Below are 26,661 nucleotides of genomic sequence, written 5' to 3'. Positions count from 1 at the left end.
CACTTGTGAGCGGTGACGCGGGAGATGCCCATCTCGGCGGCGACATGGGCGACAGGGCGTCCGGTGCGGACACGTTCGACCAGCAGCCGCCTGCCGTGAACGGTCAGCCGGGCATTACGGTGGGACACGAAGGCCTCCGTGCGGTGAAGATTCGACACCTCCACCACACACGGAGGCCTTCGCCATGATCAAGCCCGGCCAGCGTTAACAACGCTCGTGATCAATACACCTAGCCCACACGGAGGACTCACCCAGGCGGCGCGAGGTCTGAGGGCGCATCCGGCTGACTTGCGAGCCAAATCACATAGGGCGTTCTACTCGGTTTCATACGGCGAAAAGTTGGATGCCAAAACTTGCAAGCGCATGGCGGTGATACGCGGATGTTCAAGAATGGCATACTGTGAGCCGATTTTCTGAACGGCATGCACCAGAGATGACGAGAGGAACGACAACACAGCGTCGATCTCCTGGGGTGTCGGAGGCGACTCGACTTCAGATCGCAGAATTAGATAAAGATCATGCGCAGACAAGGCGCCCGAGGTAACCTCGTCTGCATTTTTGGCTTCCGCTTCAAGTTGGCGGATTACGCGATCGCAAAGCTTGTGTAGTCGCTTCTCACGCGCCCAGGTCTTCTCTAGCACTTCCGCTTTCACCATGCCGCACGACTGCATCAATTCACGGAGAGCCGAGAGCGACAGTGGGGCACTGCTGTGCTGACGGAGCACTTCGATCAATTCACCTACCTCGACAAGTCCGATTTGATGGCCACGAGCCCGTTCAGAGGTCCTAGCAGTCGGAAAAGATGGGCCGACAATAAGCGCATAATCGACTGAATTATCCCCCTTTGCTCCTTCAAAGTATCGAAATTTATCTGCGCCTCGGCGACCTTTCCAGAGCCCGACGACTTGGCGTCAACAATCGCACTGTAGCCCATTTCTCCAGAGAGCTTGGCCGAAATCAGAACGTCCGTTTGGCCAGATCCACCCAGAAGTTGACTATCAAATCCCAGGAACGAGAAGGCGTCGGCCACAGCCTTTTCGAATCGTTCCGGCCTGGATGAATCCAACGCAGCGGCACTCAGGCTTTCAGCTAGTTCTGCAGCCCGGCCCGGAAAGTCTGCTTGAACGGCTCCCTGGCCCTCGCTAACAAGCTCGTCAGGTTCTACGGGGGAAGTCAGCGGCAACTCTCGCGCCAGCGCGCGGCCAAGAGGGAGAAGCTGATATCTGCCCCAACCCACTTCCTCGACGAGACCACACGACCTGAGCATTTGCAGCCGAGTTCGCACTTCGGGCACAGACTCAGTAGGTAGCCCATAGCGCAATCTACCGAGTGTTGCCAAGTCTCGTGGAGTGTCAGCCTCTTCAAGGGCCTCCAGCATTTCACCAACGAAGGAGAACTTAAGGTGAATCACTCGCAGAAAATCTAGATTGGTTGATTCTTGCAAGCATGCAGTGCCAATCGGTGTCGCGCGATACAAGCTGAAACCAACCTGCTCGACAAGGCCTGCATTCCTCAATGTGCTCAGTGCACTCGCCGACGAAGAGGGTCGAAGGCCGAACTCTGATGCGGCAAACTCATCGATCGCCTGACGGCTCGTCTCTTCACTCAAAGCAGCAACAAATTTCCGGAAGGATGCGAAAGCATCACCGTCACTCCGAGGAATGTAACCAATGTTGTGCTTACGCCCATCAAGGTCTGCCCGATTCAGGGCTTCTTTTACGTAGGGGTGAGCCGCAAGCACGTCGGCGATTTGCACATTAGATCGCGTCGCCTTTTTCTTGAATGCTCCAGGCTTAGCAAGCTCAATCTCGTTCAACCATGCTAGCCCAGCTTCAGTTGGATGAAGTAGATAGTTGAAATCGAGCGTCGCCAATCCCCCTGAGCGCAACCACGCGGTACGTCGCCGAATTTGATCGAGTGAACTCCAAGAGCAGTTATATTGCTCCTCGGCCAGCGCCAATAGGTCGGACTGTGTAATACCGTCGCGGGCCTCACTCAGAAGCTCACCGAAGAATTTGATATGAGCATGGAGAACCGATAGAAGGTATCCATCGCTCCCTGTACGCAACCACTCTTCTGCCACTTCGGTCAGGATCCAAGAGCGCTGACCAGTTCGCGCGATAAGTCCCGTAGGTTGAAGCCGTTGACCAATGTAGGAAAAAGCGACTTCCGCTTCGGTCTCGCCGGGCAGCTTGATGGGTTCGTCGACATCCACTCCTGCCGCAAGCGCCGACAGCACGGCATGGAGTACGGCGATCTGATTTTCACTACCCCCCTGAAGCGCTGGCATGGAGAAGGTCCGGCTACTCCAAGGACGCGGAGTCATGTAGAGGCTTTCCGACACTTACTCCCCCTATGGCGCTGTCCTGACGCATGATGGCGCAAACATTATGAAGCAGCAGTCGATTCGGCGCACTGCATTCACCGAAAATACTCTTGAAACGGTCTGTCACCACCACGAGGGCGGGCCGGGCGACTCGGCCCGCCCTCGTGGTGTGGCAGGACGAGCACCTACCCCGCGTCGCCTTCATCCATCAACGCCTTGGCAATCTTGGCGTTGGGGACTTCCTCATGGCCATCGATGCAGCCGTGGTAGCGGCGGTGGATCACCTCCGGTGAATTGCCAACCCTCGGGCTACTTCAGCGATGGGCACCCCAGCGTTGAGCCCACCGCGTGTTGCAGGCGTGCCGCAAGTCATACGGGCGTCCTGCCAAGGGAGAGCAGAAGCGCTCTGGTGGCAGGGCGTACAGCCGCGCTTCCTCCCACACTCGCCAGTAGGTGGAGGAGCCGACCACTCCCCCGCGTTCATTACCGAACGCGCGTCCTTCCTTTGCGGTCCTGAAGTCCTTCAGGTGGGCTTGGAGGATGGCAACTAGGACGGGCGGGATGGGCACTGGGCGTTCACTGGTCGCCTCTCGCGCCTCAGGCCGCAGCGGTCGTGTCGCTCGCCAGAGTCGGTCCATTGCTTACCCGAGGCGGGGCGTGTCTCCCACAGTGTGAGCGTGCCCCGTCCCGCGTCCGGGAGATGACAGTCAGACCGCCTCAGCCCGACCGCCTCAGCGGGCCGCGGGCCCACGTAGTACAAAACCGCATAGAAGGCCACAAGGCACCGCCCCCGGCAACGATCCCACGACCCGACGTAGGAGACAGCCGCGAGCAACTGCCGCCCCTGGATGGCATTCACGAGGACGCGCCGGTCCACTACGTCAATGGAGCCGACGCGCTTCCGTCGAGCGCGCTGAAGAGGGTTCTCCGGGATCTCCCCACGAACACAGCGTGTTCGAAGACGGTGTTCAGTACGCGGCGGCGCCGCTTGTAGGTATCGCCCGCTGCAGGCTTGCAGCTGAGGCGGTACAGGACATCCTCAAACACCTCGGCGTCAGCGAGATCACGCAACGGCCGGTCCGTCGTCGTGACCCACTCATGCGCGGCCTTAAGTGCGGCCGGCGGGTCCTCCCCCGTATTCGCGGGCACGATCCCCCAGCGGAAGCCCAGCCGAAGGGTCTCATCGTCGGGTGCGTCACCTCCGCGTCCGACCATCGCGAGGGCCACGGCGGCGAGACGGTCGGCCGTACCTGCATGGGTCTTGGCCGCGCTTGTACGCCACCGCCCGGCCACATATTTGCGGCAGAATTCGAACCACCGCAACGGCGGCTCGGCGTCCGCTGCTTTGGTGGCGTCAGCCGCCGCGCGTACCTCGGACTCGGGCAGCCCGATTCAACCTCGAACGCTTCACCGCGCCGGTTCATGGCCTGCCACAGCTCGGACCGTCGGCTCTCCGCGAGGGCCAGCGTGGTGAACGTGTCGCCGTGCACCCTCCCTGCAACCACCCATCGGAGGCGCCACGAGCGAGACTTGCAGCCAGTCTTGGAGACCTTCCAGAGCGGATGCCGTCGCCTCCATCGTCGCTACGAGCGCCAAGCCGAACACTTCCTCGCCTTCACAAGCCTCGCCTGCACCCTCATCTGCTACCGCAGGCTCACCAAATGAGATGGCCTGTTAAGCGTCGCCGTCTGCTCTGACCGCTCACACGCCGAAAGCATTCAGCAGCAGTCTCTTGCTCGCCTCTTGTGCCGAATGAACCGTGCCTGCCGTGAACACCAATTCCTCGTCGGGCATAAACAAGCTCATCCGACCAAAACTGCCAATTTGCATTTCGGTGCCATGAAGTCCTCCTTGATGAACCGTTCTTGAGCGCTGCGGGTACGCCTTCATCAGGTACGCTGCTTGCTCTTCATCCAGAACGCCACGAATGGCATCCTCATAGCGCTTACGACTACTGAGCACCATGCTGCATTCTGGGCATGTTTCAGGGTTCTTACTAATTTGGGCAAGCGTCTCAACCGCTGCAGTGAAACAAACCAGCGCCATAGACGGGTGATCCCGTCTGAGCATCAATCCTTCCTGATGCATCAGAAGCGCATTTGCTGATCGCGGAATCTTGGACATGACACGTTCAGCGTCAGCAAGCCAGTTAGGCACTGAAATAGTCCTGCCACTTTCGCGCATGATTGCGTCAGCAATGAGACGCCATGAGTGACCTTGGAGTGGAGAGCTCGCTCCAGCAAAAGAAACATCCGGATTCCGCGGACCTTCGCGTACTAGCCACGGACTCTCCCAGGCAAGCGAGAGGAGTGCGCTGATTCTCCTCAATCGAGCTAGCGCGGCCACCTCGCCATCTCTGCGCCAGGCGTAACAAGAGGTTGACCCGCGCACCTTGATGGGCCAATGGAAGAATTCACCTACTGAGACGCCCAAACCGCTCGCCGGAATTCGCGCATCTTCGGCGATGCCGTCGGTGAGCAGACTGAAAGACAGCTCACCAGTAGACGCGGACTCAACTAGACGTTGACCATTCAGCGTGTACGGATCAGGCTGATCCTGGGACAGGATTGCAATCCACTGTTCCTCACCCCGCGTCCCAATGCACGCGATGGCCGCCTCGATTCCCTCACGCCATACCGCAATATCCTCTTGGCGTTGCATCCCTTGGCCAGCCAGAGAAAGCATCAATACATCCGCTCGATTCACCACCCACAGGCGGGGAAGTTCACGACCGTCGGAGGTGTTGAGCTTCCATTCATCTACTCGCCCGAACCCAAGATCCATGCGAGTCTGGCCGCTGTAACCGTGATCGTACGCCTGACGCATGTGCTCAAAAAGGTGATAAACGAACTCGTCTTTCTCCGTGTCTGGGATCGCCACGACCTCAAGCTGCGGAAGCTGCTCCACCCAGTGCGGCATCCAGCCCTCGAAACTATTCGCCATCTAGGCACTCTAGGGCGAGTGCGTCATGCACCACAATCAATTTTGGCGACAGTGAAGCCGACCTGCCGTTATGGTGTGCCGCATTACCACCAATACCCCGACCTGTCCCAAGCGCCAGCTAGCTCCATGCGGTCCGACGGCATGGATCTCTCCAAGCGGGAGGATGACGGCCGGCGCACCCACCGGACACCGCAGAGGTGTACCAGTTGAGATGTCTGGTGACCCGATAAAGGAGAGATCGAACCACTAATGCGGGTATCACAGAAAGCCTGATACCTACTTGGGTTCAGCTCTGAGTCAGCCTTGCTGCATGAGCCAAGGTCTCCACGAAGTGGAGGTCTCGTGCGGCAGAGAACGTGGTCAGTATTAGGCGATAGGTCACCATGTCTGATGTTTTTAGGGCTAGTTCCTTACCGTCGAGCTCTGCACTGATGAGCTGGACCAGCGGGATCCGCACGTCGTCGAGTGCCCGCCTGTGTACGACGACGCCACGCAGGTCTGCTGCAACCCAGCCGTCAATCGTCTTTCGGCGTGGTGCGATGAGCGGCCCAAGAGGAGCGCTTACTGTGAGGGTCCTTGGGGTTTCTGGAACTGATCTTGCTCGCTTGGGCTTTGTGAGGCTTGAGCTAGTTATGGAGTAGGAGACTCCAGGGGCAAGGCGCACTGGTGTGGTCCGGCGTCCTCGGGTGTTCATCCGGAGCCGTGTGCGCAGGTTCGAATCCTGCCGGGGGCACCCCTTATAAGGTGCCCAAAGACCCCGTCGCCAGCGGAACGTTGAGGATGGGGTCTTCGTGTTTGTGTAGGCGTATGCGGTCCGAAGCGGGCGTGTGTCGGGGTCTGTGGACGTGGCGTGGGCGGGATCCTGGGCGCGCGATGAGTGGGAACTCGGTCAGTTCCAGAGTGTGCTGTGGTGCGGGCGCCACGGGCCGTGACCCGGCCACACGGGCCGTACCGGCCATGCAGTGCTCGGGCCGCCGGCGGACGGATTCCCTGTGCCCGGGGCCACGGACGGTGCCGACGGTGCGGTACTCGGGCCGCCGGCGGACTGGTTCCCCGTACCCGGGGCCTCGACACCTCCGCCTGCCCACAGCTCGTCGACACGCGCGCGCTCGGTGGCGTTCGGGTAGCGGTTGGTGCAGGACGGACCGGGGCCACCGCCCGACATCAGCTCACTGCACGGCCCGCTGTAATCGTCCGGCAGGCCCAAGACGTGCCCGGTCTCGTGGGTGACGACGCGGATCGAGTCGTTCTGCTGGATCTGGGTGTAGTCGAGGAAGATCTGACCGCTTCCGTGGCCGTCGGTGGAGGCGTGGGACCCACGGGGGTCGTTGCCCTCGGAGTAGGAGAAGTCCGCGCTGCTCGAACCGCTCGAAGCCTCCGCGAGCTTGACGTTGGACTCGGAGCTGTTCCAGATCTCGGCCGCGCTCGATATCTGCGAACGGAAGCTCGGCGCCTTGGAGGCGTCGTAGTGAAGGGTCACCGCCTGCCCACTGGGCTGGGCGGCGCTCTTCTCGGCGACCGACTTCAGCACGGCCTCGAAGAACGCCTTGTTGTTCGCGGCCTCCTCAGCCGACCCGTCGTACCCCGCCACGGAGGTATCGGCGGAATCGGAGGGGGTGGCGGCCGGCTGGGCGCTCGCCGGCACTGCCACAGCCAGCGCGCCGGAGGCCAGACCCAGGCCGAGAGCGAGGGCGAGGAATCTCGGGGACAGTCGGGACGACTTCATGTGGGGGGGCTCCTACTCACTCGGTGACGCCGAGCGCCACAGCGCGCGGTCGACTCGGCGTGAACACCGGTTCCGAACTGCAGTGACGTCCTGTGGGGCGACATTCTTAGAACGGCTCGACAGGGCAGGCAATGGGTCCCACCACTACGTCGCTTCGTAGCCCCCAGGACCTCGCCAGGGCCGCGCGCGGGCCTCCGGTCCCCACACAGCGACAGGAGGAAAAGCTGTCGCAGCGTCAGAAGCCATACAGCGCGGGGCAATGGGCACGCCGGTCGGTCGGGCGGAATCCCGACACACACCGCAGGATCCACATCCAGGTCAAGACGGATAAATGCTCAGATGTACTCCATGACGCATCTACTAAGCACACCGGTTGATTCACGGAGCGCTGTGACTGACATCACGAAATAATTGGCTTCCACATCTTTTGCGCCCCACTGGCCTCGCGTCGCCCTTGCAGGGAGTCACCCTCGACGCAGGGCAGAGCCCCTCATCACTGGGTCGCCACCGCTCAGTCCCGATCAGAATGGAAGCCGGGCCCGCCGTGCGGCACGGCAAGCGACACAGGAAGAGGTCGGTCGGCAGAAGGAGCGAACGTGAAAGGAAGCGGACTGGCCCAGGGCGCGCGAGGTGTCCATGTGGCGCAAGACGGAGGGCCGGTGCAGTGCCGGTGGTGACAGCGTGGTGGCGGAGGTTCAGTCGAGGCTGTGCGCGACGGGGTGCAGCGGCTGGTACAGGGGCAGTTCACTGCCGCTGGGGAGGCGTACGGCGGTGAGGCGCCCCCACCTCTCCTCGGTCACCTCGCCGGTGAGCTCCGCGCCGCGCTCTGCGAGCTGGGCGCATACGGCGTCCAGGTCGTCGCACATCAGGTAGAACTCGTGCTTCGGCGTGCCGTCGGTGGGGTGCACGGCGACCTCGGCGGGCGGCAGCTTGAAGATCAGCCAGCCATGACCCGCATCAACGTGGGCGAAGCCGAGGATGTCCTTGATAAAGGCCCGGTCGGCCTCAGCGTCCTGGGAGTAGAGGATCACGTGTGCGCCTGAGAGCATGCACCGATGCTCGCATGCGCACCATTGATGTTGAGGGCACCGCGCACGGGCCTGTCACACGCACACAGCCAAGCCGAGGCAAGGTGCCAACCATCAGTTGGGACCGAGCTGTCGAACAACTCCCGGGATCGGATGCCCTTCCCGCAGCCCAGTGAGTTACAAGTTTCTTTACAGATTCAAGCCCCGGCTCCGCTGCGCGCTGCGCTCATGCCTTCGGCCCGCTCTGCGCGCGCTCCACCGTCTCTGCCCGCGGGTCCGTAATGGCTTCCGTGGTGAGTGGTGGGGCAAGGAAGTATGTACCGTACCGTCTCCGTGACTGCGGGGGATCTCGTCGATCAGCGGTTGAGCCGGCTGCCGGTCTCTCCGGACTTGTCTGGCCATCGTTGCCGGGATGGGCGGGGGCTGCGGGTGCGGCTATGCGTCGGTCTCCGGCCGTCGGCCATCGGCCATCGGCCGTCGGGTCCACGGCGTAGCGTCGTCAAGCCGTGCGTTTGCGGGTTGGTTTTTTGGGTGGGGATTTTTTGGCTGGTTGGGTGGTTTTCTTTGCCGCTGCCTTCTTCTTTGGTTGTGTTGTTTTCTTCTGTTGCTTCGGTTGCGCCGGCAGCTGAGTGACCTCGGCCTCGGGTTTCTTTGGTTGTTCGGCTCTTGATTGTTTGGCGTCCTTGACGCTCTTCTCCAGGGCCGCCATCAGGTCCAGGACCTTGCCGCCGGACGGTGGGGCCGGGGATTCGGGGGGTGCCTCGCCGGAGGTCTTTGCGGCTATGACCTCTTCCAGAGCCTCTCGGTACTCGTCGTGGAGGGTTTCCAGGTCGACCTCGCCGAGGGTGTCCATCAGGGCGTCCGCCAGGTCCAGTTCCTTGTCCCTGACCGTGACGTCCGTGTCGGGGGCGACGCCCTCGGGGGCGCGTACCTCGTCCGGCCAGAGCAGGCCGTGCATGACGATCGCCTCGTCCACCACGCGGAGCATGCCCAGGCGTTCCCTGCCGCGCAGGGCGAACTTGGCTATGGCCACCTTGTTGCTGCGTTTCAGGGCCTCGCGCAGGAGGGTGTACGGCTTGGCCGCGGCGACCCCGCCGGCCGCCAGGTAGTACGCGGCGTCCATCTGGAGGGGGTCGATCCGTTCGGCCGGGACGAACGCCACGATGTCGATCGTGCGGGCGGTCGGGAGCGGGAGGTGGGACAGGTCCTCGTCCGTGATCGGGATCATCGAGCCGTCCGCGTCCTCGTACGCCTTGCCGATCTCCGCGCTGGTGACCTCGCGGTCCTCCAGTTCGCAGACCTTGCGGTAGCGGATCCGACCACCGTCCTCGGTGTGGATCTGGCGGAAGGAGATCGAGTGGCTCTCGGTCGCGTTCACCAGCTTGATGGGGATGCTGACCAGGCCGAAGGAGATGGCGCCGTTCCATATGGATCGCACGTGCAGCACCCTTCCTTCCGGTTCATGGGGAGGCTTCTGTGTGGGATTGTCATGGTATGACGCCGATCACAGAGGTGGAGGGGCGGCGGGTCGCGCTCAGCAATCTGGACAAGGTGCTGTATCCGGCGACCGGCTTCACCAAGGGGGAGCTGCTGCACTACTACGCGACCGTGGCGGACGTACTGCTGCCGCATCTGCGGGATCGGCCGGTGTCGTTCCTGCGGTATCCCGACGGGGCCGAGGGGGAGGTGTTCTTCACCAAGAACGTGCCGCCCGGTACGCCCGAGTGGGTCATGACGGCCGACGTGCGGCGGGCGGAGGGGCCCGCGCGGATGGTGGTGGTGCGGGATCTCGCCTCACTGATGTGGGCGGCGAACCTCGTCACCGAGTTTCATGTGCCCCAGTGGGTCGTCGGAGAGGCGGGGGCGGCGGGGGCGGCGGACGCGGGGCGGTTGGATCGGTTGGTGTTCGACCTTGATCCCGGGGCGCCGGCGACCGTGGTGGAGTGTTGTGAGGTCGCCCTGTGGCTTCGGGAGCGGTTGCGGGAGGACGGGATCGAGGCGTTCGTGAAGACGTCGGGGGTGAAGGGGCTGCATGTGGTGGCGGCCGTGCGAGGGACCTCCGAGCGGGCGTCCGAGTATGCGAAGGGGGTGGCCGTGGAGGCGGAGGGGGCGTTGCCGGGGCTGGTGGTGCATCGGATGACGCGGAGTCTGCGGGTGGGGAAGGTGTTCGTGGACTGGAGTCAGAACGCGGCCCGTAAGACCACGGCGGTGGCTTATACCGTCCGTGCGCAGGGGGTGCCTGCCGTTTCCACGCCTGTTTCCTGGGCGGAGGTGGAGGGGTGTCGGGGGGCTGGGGATCTGGTTTTTGTGGCGGGGGACGTTGTTGAGCGGGTGCGGGAGGGTGGGGATCTGCTGGGGGCGATGGTGGCTGGTGCGGGGGTGGAGTTGCCCTGAGCTGTGCCCAGCAGGGCCGTGCCGTGCCGAGCAGGGCCGCACCGTGTGTTGTGCGGTGCCCTTCGTCGGGGCCGGGCGGGGGTGGATTCGCTTGCCCGCGCGTGCGGGGTGCCGCTGCGCCCGCCCGTGCCGCCCCAGCGGCACAACCGCCCGCAGCTACGTCAGAGAGCGCGCACAGGCCGAGGCGGGCTACAGGCGTGTCCAGGTGTTTCGGTCCCTCGCCATCGCGTGGAGCGCCTCCGCGTCCGCCGGTTTCAGGGTTCCACCCAGGTGGGACAGGGTCGGCAGGTCGGCCGTGGTGAGGACCTGGAGGGATCTGGGGAGGGACCTCGTCGTCAGTGCGGCCGGGTCCGTCAGGGCCAGGACCGGGCGGACCTCCGCCGTCAGGGCGTACGACGCGCGGTCCGCCATGGAGCGGAGGCGGCGCAGCAACGGGCGGGGTTCCGCACGGCCCACGGTGATCATCGGGTCGTCGAGCAGGACCTTCTGCTTGCGGGCGTGGACCGCGTGGACGGCGAACAGGCCGCCCGGCCCGATCAGCAGGTGGTGGATGCGGTCGCCGCCGGGCAGCGGGATCGAGTGCAGGGTGTGCCAGCCCGCGCCGTCGAGGCGGTCCAGGGCCTCCCCCACCGTCTGCTCGGCGAGCAGCGCACGGCGCCGTGGATCGGGGCGCAGCCGGTGGGACGGGCCGGGTTCCCGGTCGAGGGCGACGAGGAGGGCCTCGCCGGGGCGGTTGGGGGCGAGGTCGTCGTCCGGGTGGAGGGACAGCCGGGCCAGTTCCGCCGGGGTCGGCACCGGTGGCGGGCCGACGGTGACCGGGCCCGTCAGGAAGGGGCCCAGCGCTTCGAGGACGTCGTCCCTGCGGTCCTCGCTGAGCAGGTTGACCCGGCCGGCCTCCCGGTCGTACCAGGCGACGTTCCTTCCGTCCGCTCGGCAGACGTACAGGCGTTCCTGTCCGTGCCGCCAGGTCGGTACGACGCGCAGTCCGGTCATGCGTCATCACCCCTCGACCATGGGAACAGGCGGGGTGCTCCAGGGGCAAGAACCCGGTTACCTTTGAGACCGGTCGGGGACGGGGAGCCGGGGAGGCGCCGTTGCGTATCCGCAGGATGCAGCCCGATGTACCGATTCCGGACAGTCCGTGGGACGAGATCGTGCCGGGGCTGTGGATGGGCGGGCACAGGTACAGGGACGGGCCGGGAGAGCAGGTCTCCGCGGTCGTCGGGGACGAGTTCGACCTCGTGCAGTCGTTGCTCAGGCTGCCGGGGCACGGGCCCGATCCACAGGTCGAGCACCATGTGTGGCCGATTCCCGACGGTCCGCTGGACGGTACGCAGCTCGCGGGGGTGATCCGGCTGGCGCGGGCCGCCGCCGAGGCGGTGGACGCGGGGCGTACGGTCCTCGTGCGCTGTTACCACGGGTACAACCGCTCGGGGCTGGTCGTCGCGCAGGCGCTGGTCCAGCGGGGCGGCTCCGCCGAGGAGGCCATCCGGCTGATCCGGGCCCGCCGCTCCCCCTGGGCGCTGCACAACGACCTCTTCGTCGAGTACCTGCGTACGGGCCTGTCCACCGCCCGGCTCCTGGAGGAGCTGACCGAGTGACGGCCGGGAGGAGCCCGAGCCGGGCAGGGTGAGCACCCCGCCCGAGCCCGGCAGCAGCAAGCACCGCCACTCCCCCGGAGGGACGCGTCACGCTGTCGCCCCACCACAAGGCGCACATTCCCGCCCCTTTAGGTAGGTTCCGGGCATGACGCAGGCCGGGATGATCGTGGACGCGGGGGCGGTGGACGCCGTCGGGGGGCGGTCCCGGCGGCGGGGTGTGGAGCTCGCCCTCATCGTGCTGGCCGTGCTGCTGTCCGTGTACGGGTACTGCGCGGTCGGCCTGGCGCGGACCGGCACCGTGCCGCCCGGTGCCGCCGGCTACGGCGCGGGGCTCGGTGTGCTCGCGCTCCTCGCCCACCTGGCCGTACGGCTGCGGGCGCCGTACGCCGATCCGCTCCCGCTGCCCATCGGCGTGCTGCTCAACGGCCTGGGCCTCGTCCTGATCTACCGGCTCGACCTGGAGTCGCCCGGCGACCGTGCCGCGCCCGCCCAGCTGGTGTGGTCGACGCTCGGGGTGGGGCTGTTCATCCTGGTCGTCCTGCTGCTGCGCGATCACCGGGTGCTCCAGCGGTACGCGTACGTCAGCGTCGCCGGCGCCCTGGTGCTGCTCATCCTGCCGATCCTGTTCCCCGCCGTGAACGGCGCCCGCATCTGGATCCGGGCCGCCGGGTTCTCCATCCAGCCGGGCGAGTTCGCGAAGGTGCTGCTCGCGGTGTTCTTCGCCGCGTACCTGGCGGCCAACCGCGGCGCGCTGGCGTACGCCGGCCGCAGGTTCTGGTTCGTGCGGCTGCCCACCGGGCGGGTCCTCGGCCCGATCGTGACGATCTGGCTGATCAGCGTCGGCGTCCTGGTCCTGGAGCGGGACCTCGGCACCTCGCTGCTGTTCTTCGGGCTGTTCGTCGTCCTGCTGTACGTCGCCACCGGCCGCACCGGCTGGATCGCGGTCGGGCTGGTGCTCGCGGTGTTCGGGGCGGTCGCCGTCGGCTGGCTGGAACCGCATGTGCACGTCCGGGTCCAGGACTGGCTGCACCCGCTGGCGACCATCGAGGCGGGCCAGGGTCCCAACCAGCTCGCGCAGTCGCTGTTCTCCTTCGCGGCGGGCGGCTTCCTCGGCACCGGTCTCGGCCTCGGGCACTCGGTGCTGATCGGCTTCGCGGCCCGCTCGGACTTCATCCTGGCGACGGCGGGCGAGGAGCTGGGCCTGGCCGGTCTCTCGGCGATCTTCCTGCTGTACGGGCTGCTGGTGTCGTGCGGCTACCGGGCGGGGCTCGCCCTGCGCGACCCCTTCGGCCGGCTCCTCGCCGTCGGTCTCGCCTCGCTGGTGGCGCTCCAGGTGTTCGTGATCGCGGGCGGGGTGACGGGGCTGATCCCGCTGACCGGGATGGCGATGCCGTTCCTCGCGCAGGGCGGCTCCTCCGTGGTCACCAACTGGACGATCACCGCGCTGCTGATCCGGCTGAGCGATTCGGCGCGGGGCCTGCCGGAAGGCACGGTGGCCGCGTGACGCGACATGTCCGCCGCGCCGCCGGCTTCTGTGTCCTGCTGCTGCTCGCGCTGCTGGTCAACGCGGCCCGCGTGCAGGTCTTCGGCTCGGGCGCCTACACGGACAACCCGGCCAACCGCCGTGCCACGATCGCCCGTTACGGTCAGCCGCGCGGCGACATCCTGGTCGGCGGGCGGCCGGTCACCGGCTCCCGGGACAGCCATGAGCAGCTGCGGCACGAACGGACGTACACGGACGGGCCGTTGTACGCCCCGGTGACCGGGTTCGCGTCGCAGGAGTACGGGACGACGTTCCTGGAGCACGCGGAGGACGGCATCCTCTCGGGCAGTGATCCCCTGCTCGCGCCGTTCCCGCTGTGGAACGACGTCACCCGGGCGCGCAACCCCGCCGGTGACGTGGTCACCACCCTCGACCGGGCCGCGCAGGAGGCCGCCTACCGCGGGCTCGGCGCGCGCAAGGGCGCGGTGGCGGCGATCGAGCCGTCGACCGGGCGGATCCTGGCGCTGGTGTCGACGCCGTCGTACGACCCGGCGGAGCTGTCCGGGAACGGGGCGTCGGTGACGTCGGCGTGGGCTCGGCTGAACGACGACCCGGAGCAGCCGATGCTGAACCGGGCGGTGCGGCAGACGTATCCGCCGGGGTCGACGTTCAAGGTGGTCACCGCGGCGGCGGCGCTGGACGCGGGGGTGATCCGTGATCCGGACGAACCCACCGACTCCCCCGACCCGTTCACGCTGCCGGGGACGCGGACGCGGCTGACGAACGAGGGCGAGGGCTGCGCGGACGCCTCGCTGCGGGCCGCGTTCGAGTGGTCCTGCAACACGGTGTTCGCGAAGCTGGGGGTGGACGTCGGGGCGGAGCGGATGGTGTCCACGGCGCAGGCGTTCGGCTTCAACGACTCCGCCGCGCGCGTCCCGTTCTCGGTCGCGCCGAGCACCTTCGACACCACCGTGGACCGGGCGCAGCTGGCGCTGTCGTCGATCGGGCAGTACAACACGCGGGCCACGCCGTTGCAGATGGCGATGGTCGCGGCGGCCGTGGCGAACGGCGGACTGGTGCGGGAGCCGTATCTGGTGGAGCGGACGACCCGCGGGGGCGGGGAGACGATCGGCACGTCGGGGTCCCGGCCGGTGCGGCAGGCGATGCATCCGGGGACGGCGGTGATCCTGAAGAGGATGATGACGGACGTGGTGCGCGAGGGCACCGGCACCAACGCGGCGATCCGGGGCGCCACCGTGGGCGGCAAGACCGGTACGGCCCAGCACGGCGTCGGCAACTCCGGTGTGCCGTACGCCTGGTTCGTGTCCTGGGCGCAGGCGGACCGGGACCTGGAGCCGAAGGTGGCGGTCGCGGTGGTCGTGGAGGACGCGGCGGCGGACCGCGGCGACATCAGCGGCGGCGGCGACGCGGCCCCGATCGCCCGCGCGGTGATGCGAGCGGCACTCCACCTCTGACCATCACCGATATGCCGCCCGCCCTTGCCCTTCCGGTAGAGGGCGAGGAGCCGTTCGCGGCCGTCGTCTTGCTCCCCGCCGAACCGGGCCGCGCCGTTCGGGTCAACAACTCGTGCGTGGGGGATTGACGACCTTGCTGACAGGCAGTCTCATAAGTGGGCGAGAGGACGTACCCCCGGTAACAAGGTGAGGGAGCCATGACGAGCCTGGCGGAAGCCGACGGAGCCGGCACGCTCGACGCGCCGCGGGACGCGCTGGGCCTGCTCAAGGACCGGGAGAAGGTGGCCGAACGGCTGCTCGCCGCCTCCGCCCGGCACTCGTTCGACCCCGACCGCGAACTGGACTGGGACGCGCCCTTCGAGGAGGGCAAGTGGTTCTGGCCCCCGGAGCTGGTGTCGCTGTACGGCACACCGCTGTGGCGGCGGATGGGCGAGGAGCAGCGCGTCCTGCTCTCGCAGCACGAGGCCGCCGCGCTGGCCTCGCTGGGCATCTGGTTCGAGCTCATCCTGATGCAGCTGCTCGTGCGGCACGTGTACGACAAGGCGGCGACCAGCGCGCACGTGCGGTACGCGCTCACCGAGATCGAGGACGAGTGCCGGCACTCCAAGATGTTCGCCCGGCTGATCTCCCGGGGTGACGCGCCCTGGTACCCGGTCGGCCGCGGCCACCACACGCTCGGGCGCGTCTTCAAGACGATCTCGACCACCCCCGGTTCCTTCACCGCGACGCTCCTCGGCGAGGAGGTGCTCGACTGGATGCAGCGGCTGACGTTCCCGGACGAGCGGGTGCAGCCGCTGATCCGCGGGGTCACACGCATCCACGTGGTGGAGGAGGCCCGGCACGTGCGGTACGCGCGCGAGGAGCTGCGGCGGCAGATGCTCACGGCGCCCAGGTGGTCCCGGGAGTTCACCCGGATCACCTCCGGCGAGTTCGCCCGGGTGTTCTCGGTGGCGTTCGTGAACCCGGAGGTCTACACGAACGTGGGGCTGGACCGGCGGGAGGCCGTGGCCCAGGTGCGGGCGAGCGGCCACCGCCGCGAGGTCATGCGGAGCGGCGCGAAACGTCTCACGGACTTCCTGGACGACATCGGCGTGCTGCGCGGGGTCGGCCGCCGGATGTGGAGGTCGTCCGGACTTCTGCCGTAGGTGGCGGGGTGGGCAGCGGTTACGCTGCACGCCATGACCCCCTCCGTCCCCGCCTACCGTCGCCTCGGCGTCGAGGAGCGCCGCAGTCAGCTGATCGACTCCGCGCTGTCGCTGTTCGCGCACCGCGCGCCCGACGAGGTGTCCCTGGACGACGTGGCGGAGGCCGCCGGAGTGTCGAGGCCCCTGGTGTACCGGTACTTCCCGGGCGGAAAGCCGCAGCTGTACGAGGCGGCGCTCAGATCCGCCGCGGACGAGCTGGAGCAGTGCTTCGACGAGCCGCTCCAGGGCTCGCTGCTGCCCCGGCTCTCCCGTGCCCTCGACCGCTATCTGACGTTCGTGGACGAGCACGACACCGGGTTCAGCGCGCTGCTCCAGGGCGGCAGCGTGGTGGAGACCAGCCGGACCACGGCCATCGTGGACGGTGTGCGCCGGGCCGCCGCCGAGCACATCTACCGCCACCTCGGCGTCACGGACCCCGGGCCGCGGCTGCGGATGACCGTCCGCATGTGGATCACGGCCGTGGAGGCGGCGTCGCTGATCCGGCTCGACGAGGACAAGCAGCCACCGGCGGACGAGCTGCGGGACTGGCTGGTCGAGCAGTTCATGGCGCTGCTCACGGTCACCGCGGGACGCGACCCGCAGACCGCCGCGCTCCTCACCGCCCTCGCGGCGGATGTCTGAGACTGGTGGGGTGAAGACACAGGACACCCCCTTCGAGGGCGGCCCCATGGACGGCCGGGTGCTCGCCGTGCTGCTCGGCCCCACCGGGCAGCCCCCGAAGACGTACCGCATCCCCGTCCCCGACGCGCACGGCGGCCCGCCCACCGTCCTCGTCTACCGCCGGGAGCCGCGCGGGTACAGCAAACGGCTCGGGCTGGTGCGGGGGTGGAAGTACACCTACGACCCGCAGGGACGGCGCGGGCGCGGGCCGCGGTGGCCCTGGTCGAAGCCGGACGCCGATCCAGACGCCACGCCGTCCGGCAAGCCGGATGACGCCGACGGGTGACACGCTTGCGCCGAACCGCGCACGCCCGGCGCGCGGACCTCGCGCGCGCGTCTGATGCTCACGGTGCGGATGGAGGCGGACCGACCGCCCCCGCACCGGAGGTGACGACATGTCAGGAAGGCTCCTGCGTCTGGTCTGTACGGCCGCAGTGGCGGCCCAGGCCGCCCTCGCCCCGCTGCCCGCGGCGGCGGCGCCCGAGCCCGGGCGGTCGGTGGGACGGCTGCTGACGGACCTTCAGCGGCTGTACCGGGACGCCGAACGCGCCACCGAGACGTACAACGCCACCGCGGAGAAGCTGGCGGCACGGCGTGCCGAGGTGCGCAGGCTCGACGGTGAGCTGGCCCGGGCCCGGCTGTCGCTGCACGAGAGCCGGGGGGCGGCGGGGCGGCTGGCCCGGCAGCAGTACCAGAACAGCGGCGACATCTCGCCGTACGTACGGCTGCTGCTGGCCCGGGACCCGCAGCACGCGCTGGACGAGCGCCATGTCATCGGGCAGCTCGCGCGGGAGCGGGCCGAGACGGTGGGGCGGGTCACGGGTGATACGAGGCGCGCGGACGCGCTGGCCCGCCAGGCCCGCAAGGCACTGGACGGGCAACTCGCCCTCGCCGGGCGGCAGAAGCAGGAGCGCGACGCCGTACGGGCCCGGCTCGCCCGGGTGGAGACGCTGCTCGCCTCCCTCAGCGCCGACGAGCTGGCCGGGGTGGCGCGGCTGGAGCGGGACGGGACGGCGAAGGCGCAGTCGGAGCTGCTGGCCTCGGAGGCGCTGGGGCCGGAGCGGGAGCCGTCGCCGGAGGGCGAGGCGGCGGTGCGCTACGCCGTGGAGCAGGTGGGCAAGCCGTACGAGTGGGGCGCGGAGGGGCCGCGGTCGTACGACTGCTCGGGGCTGACCTCGCAGGCGTGGGACCACGCCGGGACGCCGATCCCGCGCACCAGCCAGGAGCAGTGGGCGAGCCTGCCCAAGGTCTCCCTGAAGCAGCTGCGCCCCGGCGACCTGGTGATCTACTTCCCGGAGGCGACCCATGTGGCGATGTACGTCGGCGACGGCACGGTCGTCCAGGCCCCCCGCCCGGGTGACCACGTCAAGCTCTCGCCCCTCGCGTCCAACCCCGTCCTGGGAGCGGTCCGTCCGGACCCGGACGCCGAGGAGACAGGAGAGGCCGCGTGACGCCGTCGGCGCACCCGTGCCCGTGCCCGCGCACGCCCCGCGCCCCGGCCGCCGGTCAGGCCACGGAGGTGAGGTACGCCGCCGTCTTCTCGGGCTCGTAGAAGAAGTTCTCGAAGTCGGACGGGTCGTCGAAGGCGTTGGCGAATCGATCCGCCACCGGCTGGAGCGCGCCTGCCGCTCCGATGAGGTTCAGGACGTGCTCCGGCGGGGGCGCGAGCATGGCGTTGGTCCACTTGGTGACGTGCCGGGCGGTGTTCCAGTAGCGGTCGAACGCGGCCCGCATCCACGCCTCGTCGAACTCCCGGTCCCCGTGCTCCAGGATCGCCGCAAGATAGGCGGCGGCGCACTTGGCCGCCGAGTTCGAACCCTGGCCGGTGATCGGGTCGTTGGCGACGACCACGTCCGCGACGCCCAGCACCCGGCCGCCGCCGGGGAGCGTCGCGACGGGGTGACGGACCGTGGGCGCGTACCGCCCGGCCAGCGTGCCGCCCGCGTCGGTCAGCTCCACCTTCGTCGCCCGCAGGTACTCCCAGGGCGTGAACCGCTCCATCAGCTCCAGGGTCAGGGCCAGGTGCTCGGCCGGGTCCTTGACGCCCCGGAAGACGTCCAGCGGCCCGCCGGGGACGCCCTCCCAGAACAGGATGTCCGCCCGCCCGGAGGTGGTGAGCGTCGGCATGACGAACAGCTCGCCGACGCCCGGCACCAGGTTGCAGCGCACCGCGTCGAAGTCCGGATGCTCCGGCCGCGGACCGAGCCCGTGCACATAGGCGACCGCGAGTGCCCGCTGCGGCTCGCCGTACGGGGACCGCGAGGCGTCCCGGCCGAACATGGACACCAGTTCGCCCTTGCCCGCGGACACCAGCACCAGGTCGTAGGTGCGGGAGAAGTAGTCGAGGTCGGAGACCGCCGCGCCGTGGATGACCAGCTGCCCGCCGCGCTGGGCGAACGTCTCCATCCAGCCGGCCATCTTCACCCGCTGGTCCACGGACTGCGCATACCCGTCGAGCCGGCCCACCCAGTCGATCGCCCGCTGCGTGGGGCCCGGATCGTGGGAGCCGGGGGCCGCGACGGAGACGCCGAGCCCCTCGATCCTCGGGGCCTGGGACTCCCAGAAGTTCAGCTGGAGGTCACGCTCGTGCTGCAGTGCCGTGTGGAACATGCACTGCGTCGACATGACACGACCGGAGCGGATCTCGTCCGCCGTCCGGTTCGACATCAGCGTGACGTCGTATCCGTGCGACTGGAGACCGAGGGCCAGCTGGAGTCCGGACTGGCCGGCTCCGACGACGAGTATCTTCCGCATACGCGTGGTGTCTCCTCAATCGCGACTACTCGGGGGTTTCGTCGAGCGCGTGGCCGACGAGGGCCAGGAGGGTCTCGACCACCGAGATCTTGCGCCGCGCATCCATGATCATGACAGGTATGTGCGCGGGGATCGTGAGGGCGTCCCGCACGTCCTCCGGGTCGAACAGCTCGCTGCCGTCGAAGTGGTTCACCGCCACGATGTACGGCAGCCCGGAGCTCTCGAAGTAGTCCAGCGCGGGGAAGCAGTCCTTCAGCCGGCGGGTGTCGGCCAGCACGACGGCGCCGATCGCGCCGCGCACCAGGTCGTCCCACATGAACCAGAACCGCTCCTGGCCCGGCGTGCCGAAGACGTAGAGCACCAGGTCGTCGTCGAGCGTGATGCGGCCGAAGTCCATGGCCACCGTGGTGGTGTGCTTGTCCGGCGTGGCCGTGAGGTCGTCGGTGCCCTCGCTCGCCTCGGTCATCAGCGCCTCGGTCTCCAGCGGCGTGATCTCCGAGACCGTGGTCACCAGCGTCGTCTTCCCGACGCCGAAGCCGCCCGCCACCACGATCTTGGTGGCTATGGGGGCGCGGGTGCGGTCCGTCTGCCAGGACCGCAGGTCCTCGTCGTCCTCGACGAGGGGGGAGACACCGACGAAGGTATCGGCGTCAGAGACGGCGGAGTCCACTCAGCACCCTTTCCAGCAGCGCTCGGTCCGGACGGCCCACCCCGTGGTCGGTGCCGGTTCCGTACACACGGATCTTTCCCTGGTCCGCGAGGTCGCTCAGGAGCACGCGGACCACGCCGAGCGGCATCTTGAGCAGCGCGGCGATCTCGGCCACCGTGCGCATGCGGCGGCACAGTTCGACGATGGCCTGCATCTCCGGCATGACGCGGGCGAGCGGCGCACTGGTGAGCTCCAGGCGCTCCTCCGCGGCGTCCAGCGCGGCCGTGCTCGCCACGAACGTCTCGACGAGCAGCACGTGGCCGAAGCGCGTCCGGCCGCCGGTGAGCGAGTAGGGGCGGACCCGGGCGGCCTTGCGGTCGCCGCCGCGTACCGGGAGCCCCTTGGGCGTACTGCCGCTCATCGTGTGCCCCCGGTCGACTCGGACTCCAGGGATTTTCGCAGCTCGCTGCGGAGTTCGGGCGTGAGCACATGTCCGGCGCGGCCCACGAAGAGGGCCATGTGGTAGGACACCACGCTCATGTCGCACTCGGCTGAGCCGTGCACCCCGAGCAGGGAGCCGTCGCTGATCGACATGACGAAGAGGCTGCCCTCGTCCATGGCGACCATCGTGTGCTTGACCTTGCCGTAGTCCATCAGCTTGGCGGTGCCGGCGGTGAGGCTGCCGATGCCGGAGACGATCGTGGCCAGGTCGGCGGCGGAGCCGCGCGGGCCGGAGCGCTTGGTCTCCCGGGCCTCGCGGGCCTCCGCGGTGCGGCCGGGATCGGAGGACAGCAGGAGGAGGCCGTCGGAGGAGACGACCGCGACCGACTGGATGCCGGGCACCTCGTCGATGAGGTTCGTCAGCAGCCAGTGCAGGTTGCGGGCCTCACTGCTCAGTCCGAACGTACTGGGCGCGGTCAACTGCTTGCCTCCTCGACTGTGCCCCCCGCGGTTTCCCCGGCGGTGGGCTCCGCGGGTGGGGCCGCGGGTGTCCTGGTCTGGCCGGTCTGTTCGGAGATCTCCGCCTCGACGTCGCGGTAACCGGCCTCGGCCCCGCGGCGGAAGCCGCCGAGCCTGCGGCGCAGCGCCTCGGCGTCGACACCGCCGGACCTGCGGTGCGGGGCCTCGGCGGGTGCGGTGATCTTGGGCGTGCGCTTGGGCAGGCCCTTGTCGGTGGTCCGCTCGCGGGTCTCGTCCACGGCACGCTCGTGCGTGTCGGGACCGATGGCGTAGGGGTCGGCGGGGGGCTCCGGCGCGAGCAGTTCCATCGTGGTCTCGGCACGCGCGGTGTCGGCCTCCGGCTCCGGCTCGGGCCGGGCGGAGTCCGGGTGGGACGGTCCGTGCTCCGTCGGCTCCGGCCGGGCGGCCGGCTCCGCGGCGGTGTGCGGCTCCGGCTCGGCAGCGCGCTGCTGCGGCACGGCGCTCTCCCGTACGGCGCGCTCCGCCAGGGCGATGAGCGGGTCGCCCTCGGCGGCGCGGCCGTGCAGCCGGTTGGAGTTGACCTCGGCGTCGGCGCCCGGCAGGGACACCGTGTGCGGGCCGGCCGTGGTCGTGGGACCGGGGACTGCGGTCGCCGGGGCCTCCACCAGCAGGGTCTGCGGCAGGACGACGACGGCCGCGACCCCGCCCTGCTTCTGCTCGCGCAACTGCACGCGGGCGCCGTGCCGGTGGGCGAGGCGGGCGACGACGTACAGACCGAGGCCGAGGCCGTCCTCGCCCTCCTGCTCGAACGGCGTGTCCGGTTCGAAGTCGGCGAGGCGGGCGTTCAGCCGTTCCAGCCGCTCGCCGGTCGCGCCGATGCCCTCGTCCTGCACGGAGAGCATCACCTCGCCGCTCTCCATCAGCCAGCCGGAGACCTCGACGGGCAGGTCGGGCGGGGAGAACGAGGTGGCGTTCTCCATGAGTTCGGCGAGCAGGTGGGAGAGGTCGTCGGCGGCGAAGCCCGCGATGTGCGCGTGCGGGGGCAGCGCGGCGATGCGCACGCGCTCGTAGCGTTCGATCTCGCTGACCGCCGCCCGCACCACGTCCACCAGCGGGACCGGGCCCGGGTTCTGGGTGACGTGCTCGGTACCGGCGAGGACGAGGAGGTTCTCGCTGTGCCGGCGCATGACGGTGGCGAAGTGGTCGAGCTTGAACAGCGTGGCCAGCCGTTCCGGGTCCTGCTCGCGCTCCTCCAGCCCCTCGATGACGGCGAGCTGGCGCTCGACCAGGCCGAGGGTGCGCAGGGCGAGGTTGACGAAGGTGCCGCCGATGCTGCCGCGCAGCCGCTCCAGCTGGGTGGCGGAGTCGACGATCTCGGCGCGCAGTTCCTCGCGGGTGTCGGCCATGCGCTGGCGCTGGCCGACGAGGTGCTTGCGGTCGGTCTCCAGGGTGGTGATGCGCTCGTGGAGGGCGGCGGCGCGCGCGTGCAGGGCGTTGACGGAGCGGACGACCTGCGCGAACTCGTCGTTGCGGCCGGTGAAGGTCACCGGCTCCTCGGTCGTGGGGTCCTCCGCCTCGGCCAGCCGGGCCGAGCCGCGGCGCAGCACCGACAGCGGGCGGGTGAGCGTACGGGCCATGGCGGTGGCGATGCCGATGGCGACCAGCACGAGCGCGCCGAGGACGGCGACGCGGATCTCCAGCGCGGTGACGTCGTCGTCGCGCAGCTTCGCCAGGTCCTTGGTGCGGCGGTCGTAGAGGGAGGACTCCACGCCGCGCATCAGCTCGATCCGCGCGGACAGGGCCGCGTCCAGCTTCTTGGCGCTGGTGTCGAGGTCGTCGTCGGAGAGCGAGGGCTGGTCGGTGAGCGAGGCGAGGTACTTGTCGGCGGAGTTGACCTCGGGGCCGGTGACCGTGGAGTCGTACGTCGTCACGGCCGACTTGGGGGCCGTCTCGCGGAAGTCGGCGACGGCCGCGTCGGAGCGCGTCCGGGCCTGCTGGGCGGCGGCGGTCAGCGCGTCGCGGCGCTTGCGGTCGGCGTCGCCGGTCACCGAGGTCGTGGTGGGCAGACCGGTGATCGGGCTGATGACGGTCTGGGTGGTGGACGGCACGTCGAGGGCCGCGAGGAGCAGTCCGCGGGCGGCGGCCGACTGCTGGACGGCGGCGTCCAGCTCGGCGAGCGCGTAGGCGCCCGAGCCCGCCCTGGGGGGCATCTTCTCGGCCAGGTCCTCGGCGAGGCGGTGCAGTTCGGCCACGGCGCCCGAGTACGACTGGTGCGCCTCCAGGGCCGAGCCCTTGCCGGTGAGGGCGGAGCGGCGCACGGAGGCGATGCCGTCGAGGTCGGCGCGGAGCCAGGCCGGGGTGTCCGGGTCGGCGCGCAGGTCCGCGACCTGGCGGTCGACGCGGGCGCTGCGCTGCGCGGAGGGCGCCTTGTCCTTGGGGCGGCCGGCCGCGACGAAGGCGGTGACCTCGTCGCGCTCGTCCGCGAGGGAGTGGGCGAGCGCGAGGGCGTCCTGGGTGCGCCCCGCCAGCGTCACCAGCTCCTGGGAGTCGCCCACCTGCGCGGAGGCGGCCAGCAGCGACGGGGCTCCCGCCCCGGCCACGGCGGCTGCCACCACCGCGACGGCGACGATCAGCCGGTTGCGTACGTGCTTGGGGCGGCCGGTGCCGACGGGGGTGCTGCGCTGCTCGCCCCCCGCGGGGGCCATCTGCCTGCCTGTGCGCCGAGGCCGCTTCATCTGCACCGGTGCTCACAATCCTGAACTCGTGTACCCATGGGCCCGGGTGGCACCCGGTCACAGGGTGCCAAAGGTGGTGCGTACTCCCGGTACGGTCCGTGCCCCGACCCTCCCAGTGCCGGTGGTCAGTGGTCGCACATCACCTGAGCCGCCACCCGAAGGAGTGAACATCGGAGGGGAGTTGGCGGGCAAGTTCCTCCGGCCTGTGCACGGGGCGGGTGTGGCAGGCCGGTTGGACGCGGACGCCCGGCTTTGACAATATTCGCCGCCACGCTTTCCCGGACCACTGCATTCCCTCCCAAACCAGGCGTCTGACCTGGGCCGCCGCGTCAATTCGGCAACCGATGCCAGCCTTTGACGGACCTTGTGAAGGGGTCGTGCAGACTGGCCGAATGCGTACTGACCTCATCTCGGAGCCCGGCGCCGTCGACCGCCCCAACGAGGACTTCGCCGCTGTCGGACTACCGGCCTGCGGACAGGGCGGTTGCGTGGTGGTCCTGGACGGAGTCACCCCACCTCGGGACGGCACGGGGTGTCTGCATTCGGTCCCCTGGTTCACCGCCCGGCTCGGCGGGGCCCTGGTCGAACTGACCGTTTCGGGGCGAGATCTGACGCTGCCGGAGATTCTCTCCCGGGCCATCCTCCGTACGGCCGAGGCACACTCCGCGACCTGTGACCTTTCTCACCCGCGGACGCCTCAGGCAACCGTCGTCCTGGTCCGCTGGTCCGCCGACACCGTCGAGTACCTGGTGCTCTCCGACTCGGCCCTGCTGCTGGAGGCCCCCGACGGCACGGTGACCCCCGTCCTGGACGACCGGCTCTCCCGGCTGCCGCGGTCCGCCCTCGTCACCGACGCCGTCGTGGACGCCACGGTGCGCAATCGCGAGGGCGGCTTCTTCACGGCCGCCGCCGACCCCTCGGTCGCCGCCCGCGCGGTCTCCGGCACCCTCCCGCGCGCCGAGGTGCGCGCCCTGGCCGCGCTCACGGACGGCGCGACCCGCTGGGTGGAGACGTTCCACGAGGGCGACTGGACGGAGTGCTTCACTCTGATACGGAAGCGGGGCGCGCGCGCCCTGGTCGACCGGGTACGAGAGCTGGAGACGGCGGACCGTGAGCAGCGGGTGCGTCTCGGCCGCGGCAAGACGCACGACGACGCGACGGCCGTGTACGCCGAGCTGTGAGGGACGGCGGCTACTTCTCCATGACGTCGTTCAACCGGCGCAGCAGCCGGGCCAGTTCCGCGACCTCGCGGCGGTCCCAGTGGGCGAGCTGGCTGACGTAGCGGCCGCGGCGGGCCTCGCGGACCTTGCCGACCCGGCCGCGGCCGGTCTCGGTGAGCGCCACCAGCCAGGCCCGGCCGTCGGCGGGGTCGGGCTCGCGGGCGACCAGCCCGAGCTGCTCCAGGGCGCGCAGCTGGCGGGACATGGTGGCCTTGCCGACGCCGATGTACGCGGCGAGTTCGGTGGCACGCTGGGCGCCCTGCTCGTCGAGGCGGGCCAGCAGTCCGTACGCGGCCGTCTCCAGGTCGGGGTGGACCTCGCGGGCCATCTCCCCCTGGCTGGCCCGGGCGCGCCGGAGCAGCACCGTCAACTCACGCTCCAGGGACAGGAATTCCTGGTCCGCGCCACTGGGCGTCAACTGGGGGACGACGGAGGGTCCGTCGCCGTTTCCGTCCTCGTGCACGTCAGCACCCCTGATCGGTTTCGCGGTCCTGAAAGTTTCCGCCGAACGCCGCGACAGCCGCAGCTCGGCCAGTATTTCGCAGGCGTAGACCAACGGCAGCCTCCGGACCCCCTTCCCACGCCGTCGTCTACGTGCGTAGCGTCTCCGTACGGCACGCGACGGCATGCCCGCGTCCGCGGGCCGTCCGAGGTTCCCCCCACCACCCCCACCGGAGACACGTCATGCCCGTGCTCGGTTCCGTCCCCCGTCACCGCCGCACGCTCACGGCGCTCGCCGTGACGCTCCTGTCGGCCCTCTCCCTCACCCTTCCGCTCACCTCCGCCGAGGCCGCGACCGTCCCGCCGCGCGGCTCCGCCCACATGGGCATGGGCGTCCTCGCCCACGACGGGCGGTCAGGAGCGCCCGGCACCGGCCGGGCCGCCCAGACCGAGGGCGTCGACGTCTCCGGCCACCAGGGCGCCGTGGCCTGGCCGACCCTGTGGAGCAGCGGGGTCCGCTGGGCGTACGCCAAGGCGACGGAGGGCACGTACTACACGAACCCGTCCTTCGCGCAGCAGTACAACGGCTCCTACGACATCGGGATGATCCGCGGCGCCTACCACTTCGCGACGCCCGACACCACGACCGGTACCGCCCAGGCGGACTACTTCGCCGACCACGGCGGCGGCTGGTCCCGCGACGGCAGGACGCTGCCCGGTGTGCTCGACATCGAGTGGAACCCGTACGGCGACGCCTGTTACGGCAAGTCGGCCGGCGCGATGGTCGACTGGATCTCCGACTTCCTCGCCCGCTACCGGGCCCGCACCGGCCGGGACGCCGTCATCTACACGGCCACGAGCTGGTGGACGCAGTGCACCGGCAACCACGCGGGCTTCGCGGCGAGCCATCCGCTGTGGATCGCCCGCTACGCCGCGGACCCCGGGACGCTGCCCGCGGGCTGGGCGTACCAGACGATGTGGCAGTACACCTCGTCCGGTCCGACCGTGGGCGACCACGACCGGTTCAACGGCGCCCTGGACCGGGTCGTCGCCCTCGCCAACGGCTGAGCACGACGAAGGCCCGGACCCCCTCGGGGGAT

24 protein-coding genes and 1 pseudogene are annotated in these 26,661 nt (G+C 68.9%); 10 read left to right on the top strand and 15 right to left on the bottom strand.

The genetic code is table 11. From position 1 onward, the window contains the following. The 8 genes and pseudogenes from AB0F77_RS34045 to AB0F77_RS34010 all read right to left on the bottom strand — a co-directional run. Window positions 1-128, bottom strand: a 128-nt coding sequence (locus AB0F77_RS34045; RefSeq protein ID WP_361955705.1) for a leucine zipper domain-containing protein, incomplete at its 3' end; no start/stop codon positions are given. A gap of 186 nt (window positions 129-314) precedes the next feature. Then, window positions 315-734, bottom strand: a complete 420-nt coding sequence (locus tag AB0F77_RS34040; protein ID WP_361955697.1) for a hypothetical protein — start codon at window positions 732-734, stop codon at window positions 315-317. A 5-nt stretch (window positions 735-739) separates the two neighbouring features. Further along, window positions 740-2,290, bottom strand: coding sequence for a hypothetical protein (locus AB0F77_RS34035; RefSeq protein WP_361955695.1), 1,551 nt, complete (start codon window positions 2,288-2,290; stop codon window positions 740-742). Window positions 2,291-3,202: 912 nt separating this feature from the next. Beyond that, the gene (locus AB0F77_RS34030; RefSeq protein WP_361955693.1) at window positions 3,203-3,553 is read right to left on the bottom strand and encodes a hypothetical protein; all 351 of its coding nucleotides are present in this window, start codon (window positions 3,551-3,553) and stop codon (window positions 3,203-3,205) included. A gap of 474 nt (window positions 3,554-4,027) precedes the next feature. Continuing rightward, window positions 4,028-5,269, bottom strand: coding sequence for a hypothetical protein (locus tag AB0F77_RS34025; RefSeq protein ID WP_361955691.1), 1,242 nt, complete (start codon window positions 5,267-5,269; stop codon window positions 4,028-4,030). Between the two features lie 1,081 nt (window positions 5,270-6,350). After that, window positions 6,351-6,995, bottom strand: a pseudogene (snpA, locus tag AB0F77_RS34020) (snapalysin); the annotation flags it as partial. A gap of 695 nt (window positions 6,996-7,690) precedes the next feature. After that, window positions 7,691-8,044 (bottom strand): VOC family protein, encoded by a 354-nt coding sequence (locus AB0F77_RS34015; RefSeq protein ID WP_361955689.1) that lies wholly within the window; start codon window positions 8,042-8,044, stop codon window positions 7,691-7,693. A 478-nt stretch (window positions 8,045-8,522) separates the two neighbouring features. After that, window positions 8,523-9,470 (bottom strand): Ku protein, encoded by a 948-nt coding sequence (locus AB0F77_RS34010; RefSeq protein ID WP_361955687.1) that lies wholly within the window; start codon window positions 9,468-9,470, stop codon window positions 8,523-8,525. Window positions 9,471-9,517: 47 nt separating this feature from the next. On the opposite strand from AB0F77_RS34010, the gene ligD reads away from it, so the two are divergent. Then, complete coding sequence (ligD, locus tag AB0F77_RS34005; RefSeq protein ID WP_361955685.1) at window positions 9,518-10,417, top strand: non-homologous end-joining DNA ligase; 900 nt, start codon at window positions 9,518-9,520, stop codon at window positions 10,415-10,417. A 189-nt stretch (window positions 10,418-10,606) separates the two neighbouring features. Here ligD and AB0F77_RS34000 read toward each other — a convergent pair whose 3' ends face one another. Next, entirely contained in the window at window positions 10,607-11,410 is an 804-nt protein-coding gene (locus AB0F77_RS34000; protein WP_361955683.1) for a nuclease-related domain-containing protein, read from the bottom strand. Window positions 11,411-11,511: 101 nt separating this feature from the next. Between AB0F77_RS34000 and AB0F77_RS33995 the strand changes: the two genes are divergently transcribed. The 7 genes from AB0F77_RS33995 (at window position 11,512) to AB0F77_RS33965 (ending at window position 18,292) form a co-directional block, all read left to right on the top strand. Continuing rightward, window positions 11,512-12,018 carry a protein phosphatase gene (locus AB0F77_RS33995; RefSeq protein ID WP_361955681.1) on the top strand — a complete coding sequence of 169 codons (507 nt, stop codon included), beginning with the start codon at window positions 11,512-11,514 and terminating at the stop codon, window positions 12,016-12,018. Between the two features lie 145 nt (window positions 12,019-12,163). After that, window positions 12,164-13,522: an FtsW/RodA/SpoVE family cell cycle protein gene (locus AB0F77_RS33990; protein WP_361955679.1), complete on the top strand. Its 1,359-nt coding sequence runs from the start codon at window positions 12,164-12,166 to the stop codon at window positions 13,520-13,522. Continuing rightward, the gene (locus AB0F77_RS33985) at window positions 13,519-14,976 is read left to right on the top strand and encodes a penicillin-binding transpeptidase domain-containing protein (protein ID WP_361955677.1); all 1,458 of its coding nucleotides are present in this window, start codon (window positions 13,519-13,521) and stop codon (window positions 14,974-14,976) included. Before AB0F77_RS33990 ends, AB0F77_RS33985 begins: the two co-directional genes overlap by 4 nt. A 197-nt stretch (window positions 14,977-15,173) precedes the next feature. Further along, window positions 15,174-16,121 carry a diiron oxygenase gene (locus AB0F77_RS33980; protein WP_361955675.1) on the top strand — a complete coding sequence of 316 codons (948 nt, stop codon included), beginning with the start codon at window positions 15,174-15,176 and terminating at the stop codon, window positions 16,119-16,121. A 33-nt stretch (window positions 16,122-16,154) separates the two neighbouring features. Next, window positions 16,155-16,802 carry a TetR/AcrR family transcriptional regulator gene (locus AB0F77_RS33975; RefSeq protein ID WP_361955673.1) on the top strand — a complete coding sequence of 216 codons (648 nt, stop codon included), beginning with the start codon at window positions 16,155-16,157 and terminating at the stop codon, window positions 16,800-16,802. A 10-nt stretch (window positions 16,803-16,812) separates the two neighbouring features. After that, window positions 16,813-17,127 (top strand): hypothetical protein, encoded by a 315-nt coding sequence (locus AB0F77_RS33970; RefSeq protein WP_361955671.1) that lies wholly within the window; start codon window positions 16,813-16,815, stop codon window positions 17,125-17,127. 109 nt (window positions 17,128-17,236) lie between these two features. After that, window positions 17,237-18,292 (top strand): NlpC/P60 family protein, encoded by a 1,056-nt coding sequence (locus AB0F77_RS33965; protein WP_361955669.1) that lies wholly within the window; start codon window positions 17,237-17,239, stop codon window positions 18,290-18,292. A 55-nt stretch (window positions 18,293-18,347) separates the two neighbouring features. Here AB0F77_RS33965 and AB0F77_RS33960 read toward each other — a convergent pair whose 3' ends face one another. The 5 genes from AB0F77_RS33960 to AB0F77_RS33940 are packed head-to-tail and all read right to left on the bottom strand — an operon-like array spanning window position 18,348 to window position 23,870. Beyond that, entirely contained in the window at window positions 18,348-19,595 is a 1,248-nt protein-coding gene (locus tag AB0F77_RS33960; RefSeq protein WP_361955667.1) for a styrene monooxygenase/indole monooxygenase family protein, read from the bottom strand. Between the two features lie 25 nt (window positions 19,596-19,620). Continuing rightward, window positions 19,621-20,265 carry an ATP/GTP-binding protein gene (locus AB0F77_RS33955; RefSeq protein ID WP_361955665.1) on the bottom strand — a complete coding sequence of 215 codons (645 nt, stop codon included), beginning with the start codon at window positions 20,263-20,265 and terminating at the stop codon, window positions 19,621-19,623. Next, the gene (locus AB0F77_RS33950; protein WP_361955663.1) at window positions 20,246-20,665 is read right to left on the bottom strand and encodes a DUF742 domain-containing protein; all 420 of its coding nucleotides are present in this window, start codon (window positions 20,663-20,665) and stop codon (window positions 20,246-20,248) included. The genes AB0F77_RS33955 and AB0F77_RS33950 overlap by 20 nt, the downstream gene beginning before the upstream one ends. Then, window positions 20,662-21,165: a roadblock/LC7 domain-containing protein gene (locus AB0F77_RS33945; RefSeq protein ID WP_361955661.1), complete on the bottom strand. Its 504-nt coding sequence runs from the start codon at window positions 21,163-21,165 to the stop codon at window positions 20,662-20,664. Before AB0F77_RS33945 ends, AB0F77_RS33950 begins: the two co-directional genes overlap by 4 nt. Further along, window positions 21,162-23,870 carry a nitrate- and nitrite sensing domain-containing protein gene (locus tag AB0F77_RS33940; RefSeq protein WP_361955659.1) on the bottom strand — a complete coding sequence of 903 codons (2,709 nt, stop codon included), beginning with the start codon at window positions 23,868-23,870 and terminating at the stop codon, window positions 21,162-21,164. The genes AB0F77_RS33945 and AB0F77_RS33940 overlap by 4 nt, the downstream gene beginning before the upstream one ends. Window positions 23,871-24,292: 422 nt before the next feature. Here AB0F77_RS33940 and AB0F77_RS33935 point away from each other — a divergent pair, with 422 nt between their 5' ends. Beyond that, window positions 24,293-25,081 (top strand): protein phosphatase 2C domain-containing protein, encoded by a 789-nt coding sequence (locus AB0F77_RS33935; protein ID WP_361955657.1) that lies wholly within the window; start codon window positions 24,293-24,295, stop codon window positions 25,079-25,081. A gap of 10 nt (window positions 25,082-25,091) precedes the next feature. Here the strand turns inward: AB0F77_RS33935 and AB0F77_RS33930 are convergent, their stop codons facing one another. After that, window positions 25,092-25,583 carry a MarR family transcriptional regulator gene (locus AB0F77_RS33930; RefSeq protein WP_361955655.1) on the bottom strand — a complete coding sequence of 164 codons (492 nt, stop codon included), beginning with the start codon at window positions 25,581-25,583 and terminating at the stop codon, window positions 25,092-25,094. Window positions 25,584-25,804: 221 nt separating this feature from the next. Between AB0F77_RS33930 and AB0F77_RS33925 the strand changes: the two genes are divergently transcribed. Further along, window positions 25,805-26,629: a lysozyme gene (locus tag AB0F77_RS33925; protein ID WP_361955653.1), complete on the top strand. Its 825-nt coding sequence runs from the start codon at window positions 25,805-25,807 to the stop codon at window positions 26,627-26,629. Window positions 26,630-26,661 lie beyond the last annotated feature (32 nt).

This window comes from Streptomyces sp. NPDC026672 (genome assembly GCF_040638185.1).
GTDB lineage: Bacteria > Actinomycetota > Actinomycetes > Streptomycetales > Streptomycetaceae > Streptomyces.
This window is presented reverse-complemented; position numbering and strand designations above follow the sequence as displayed.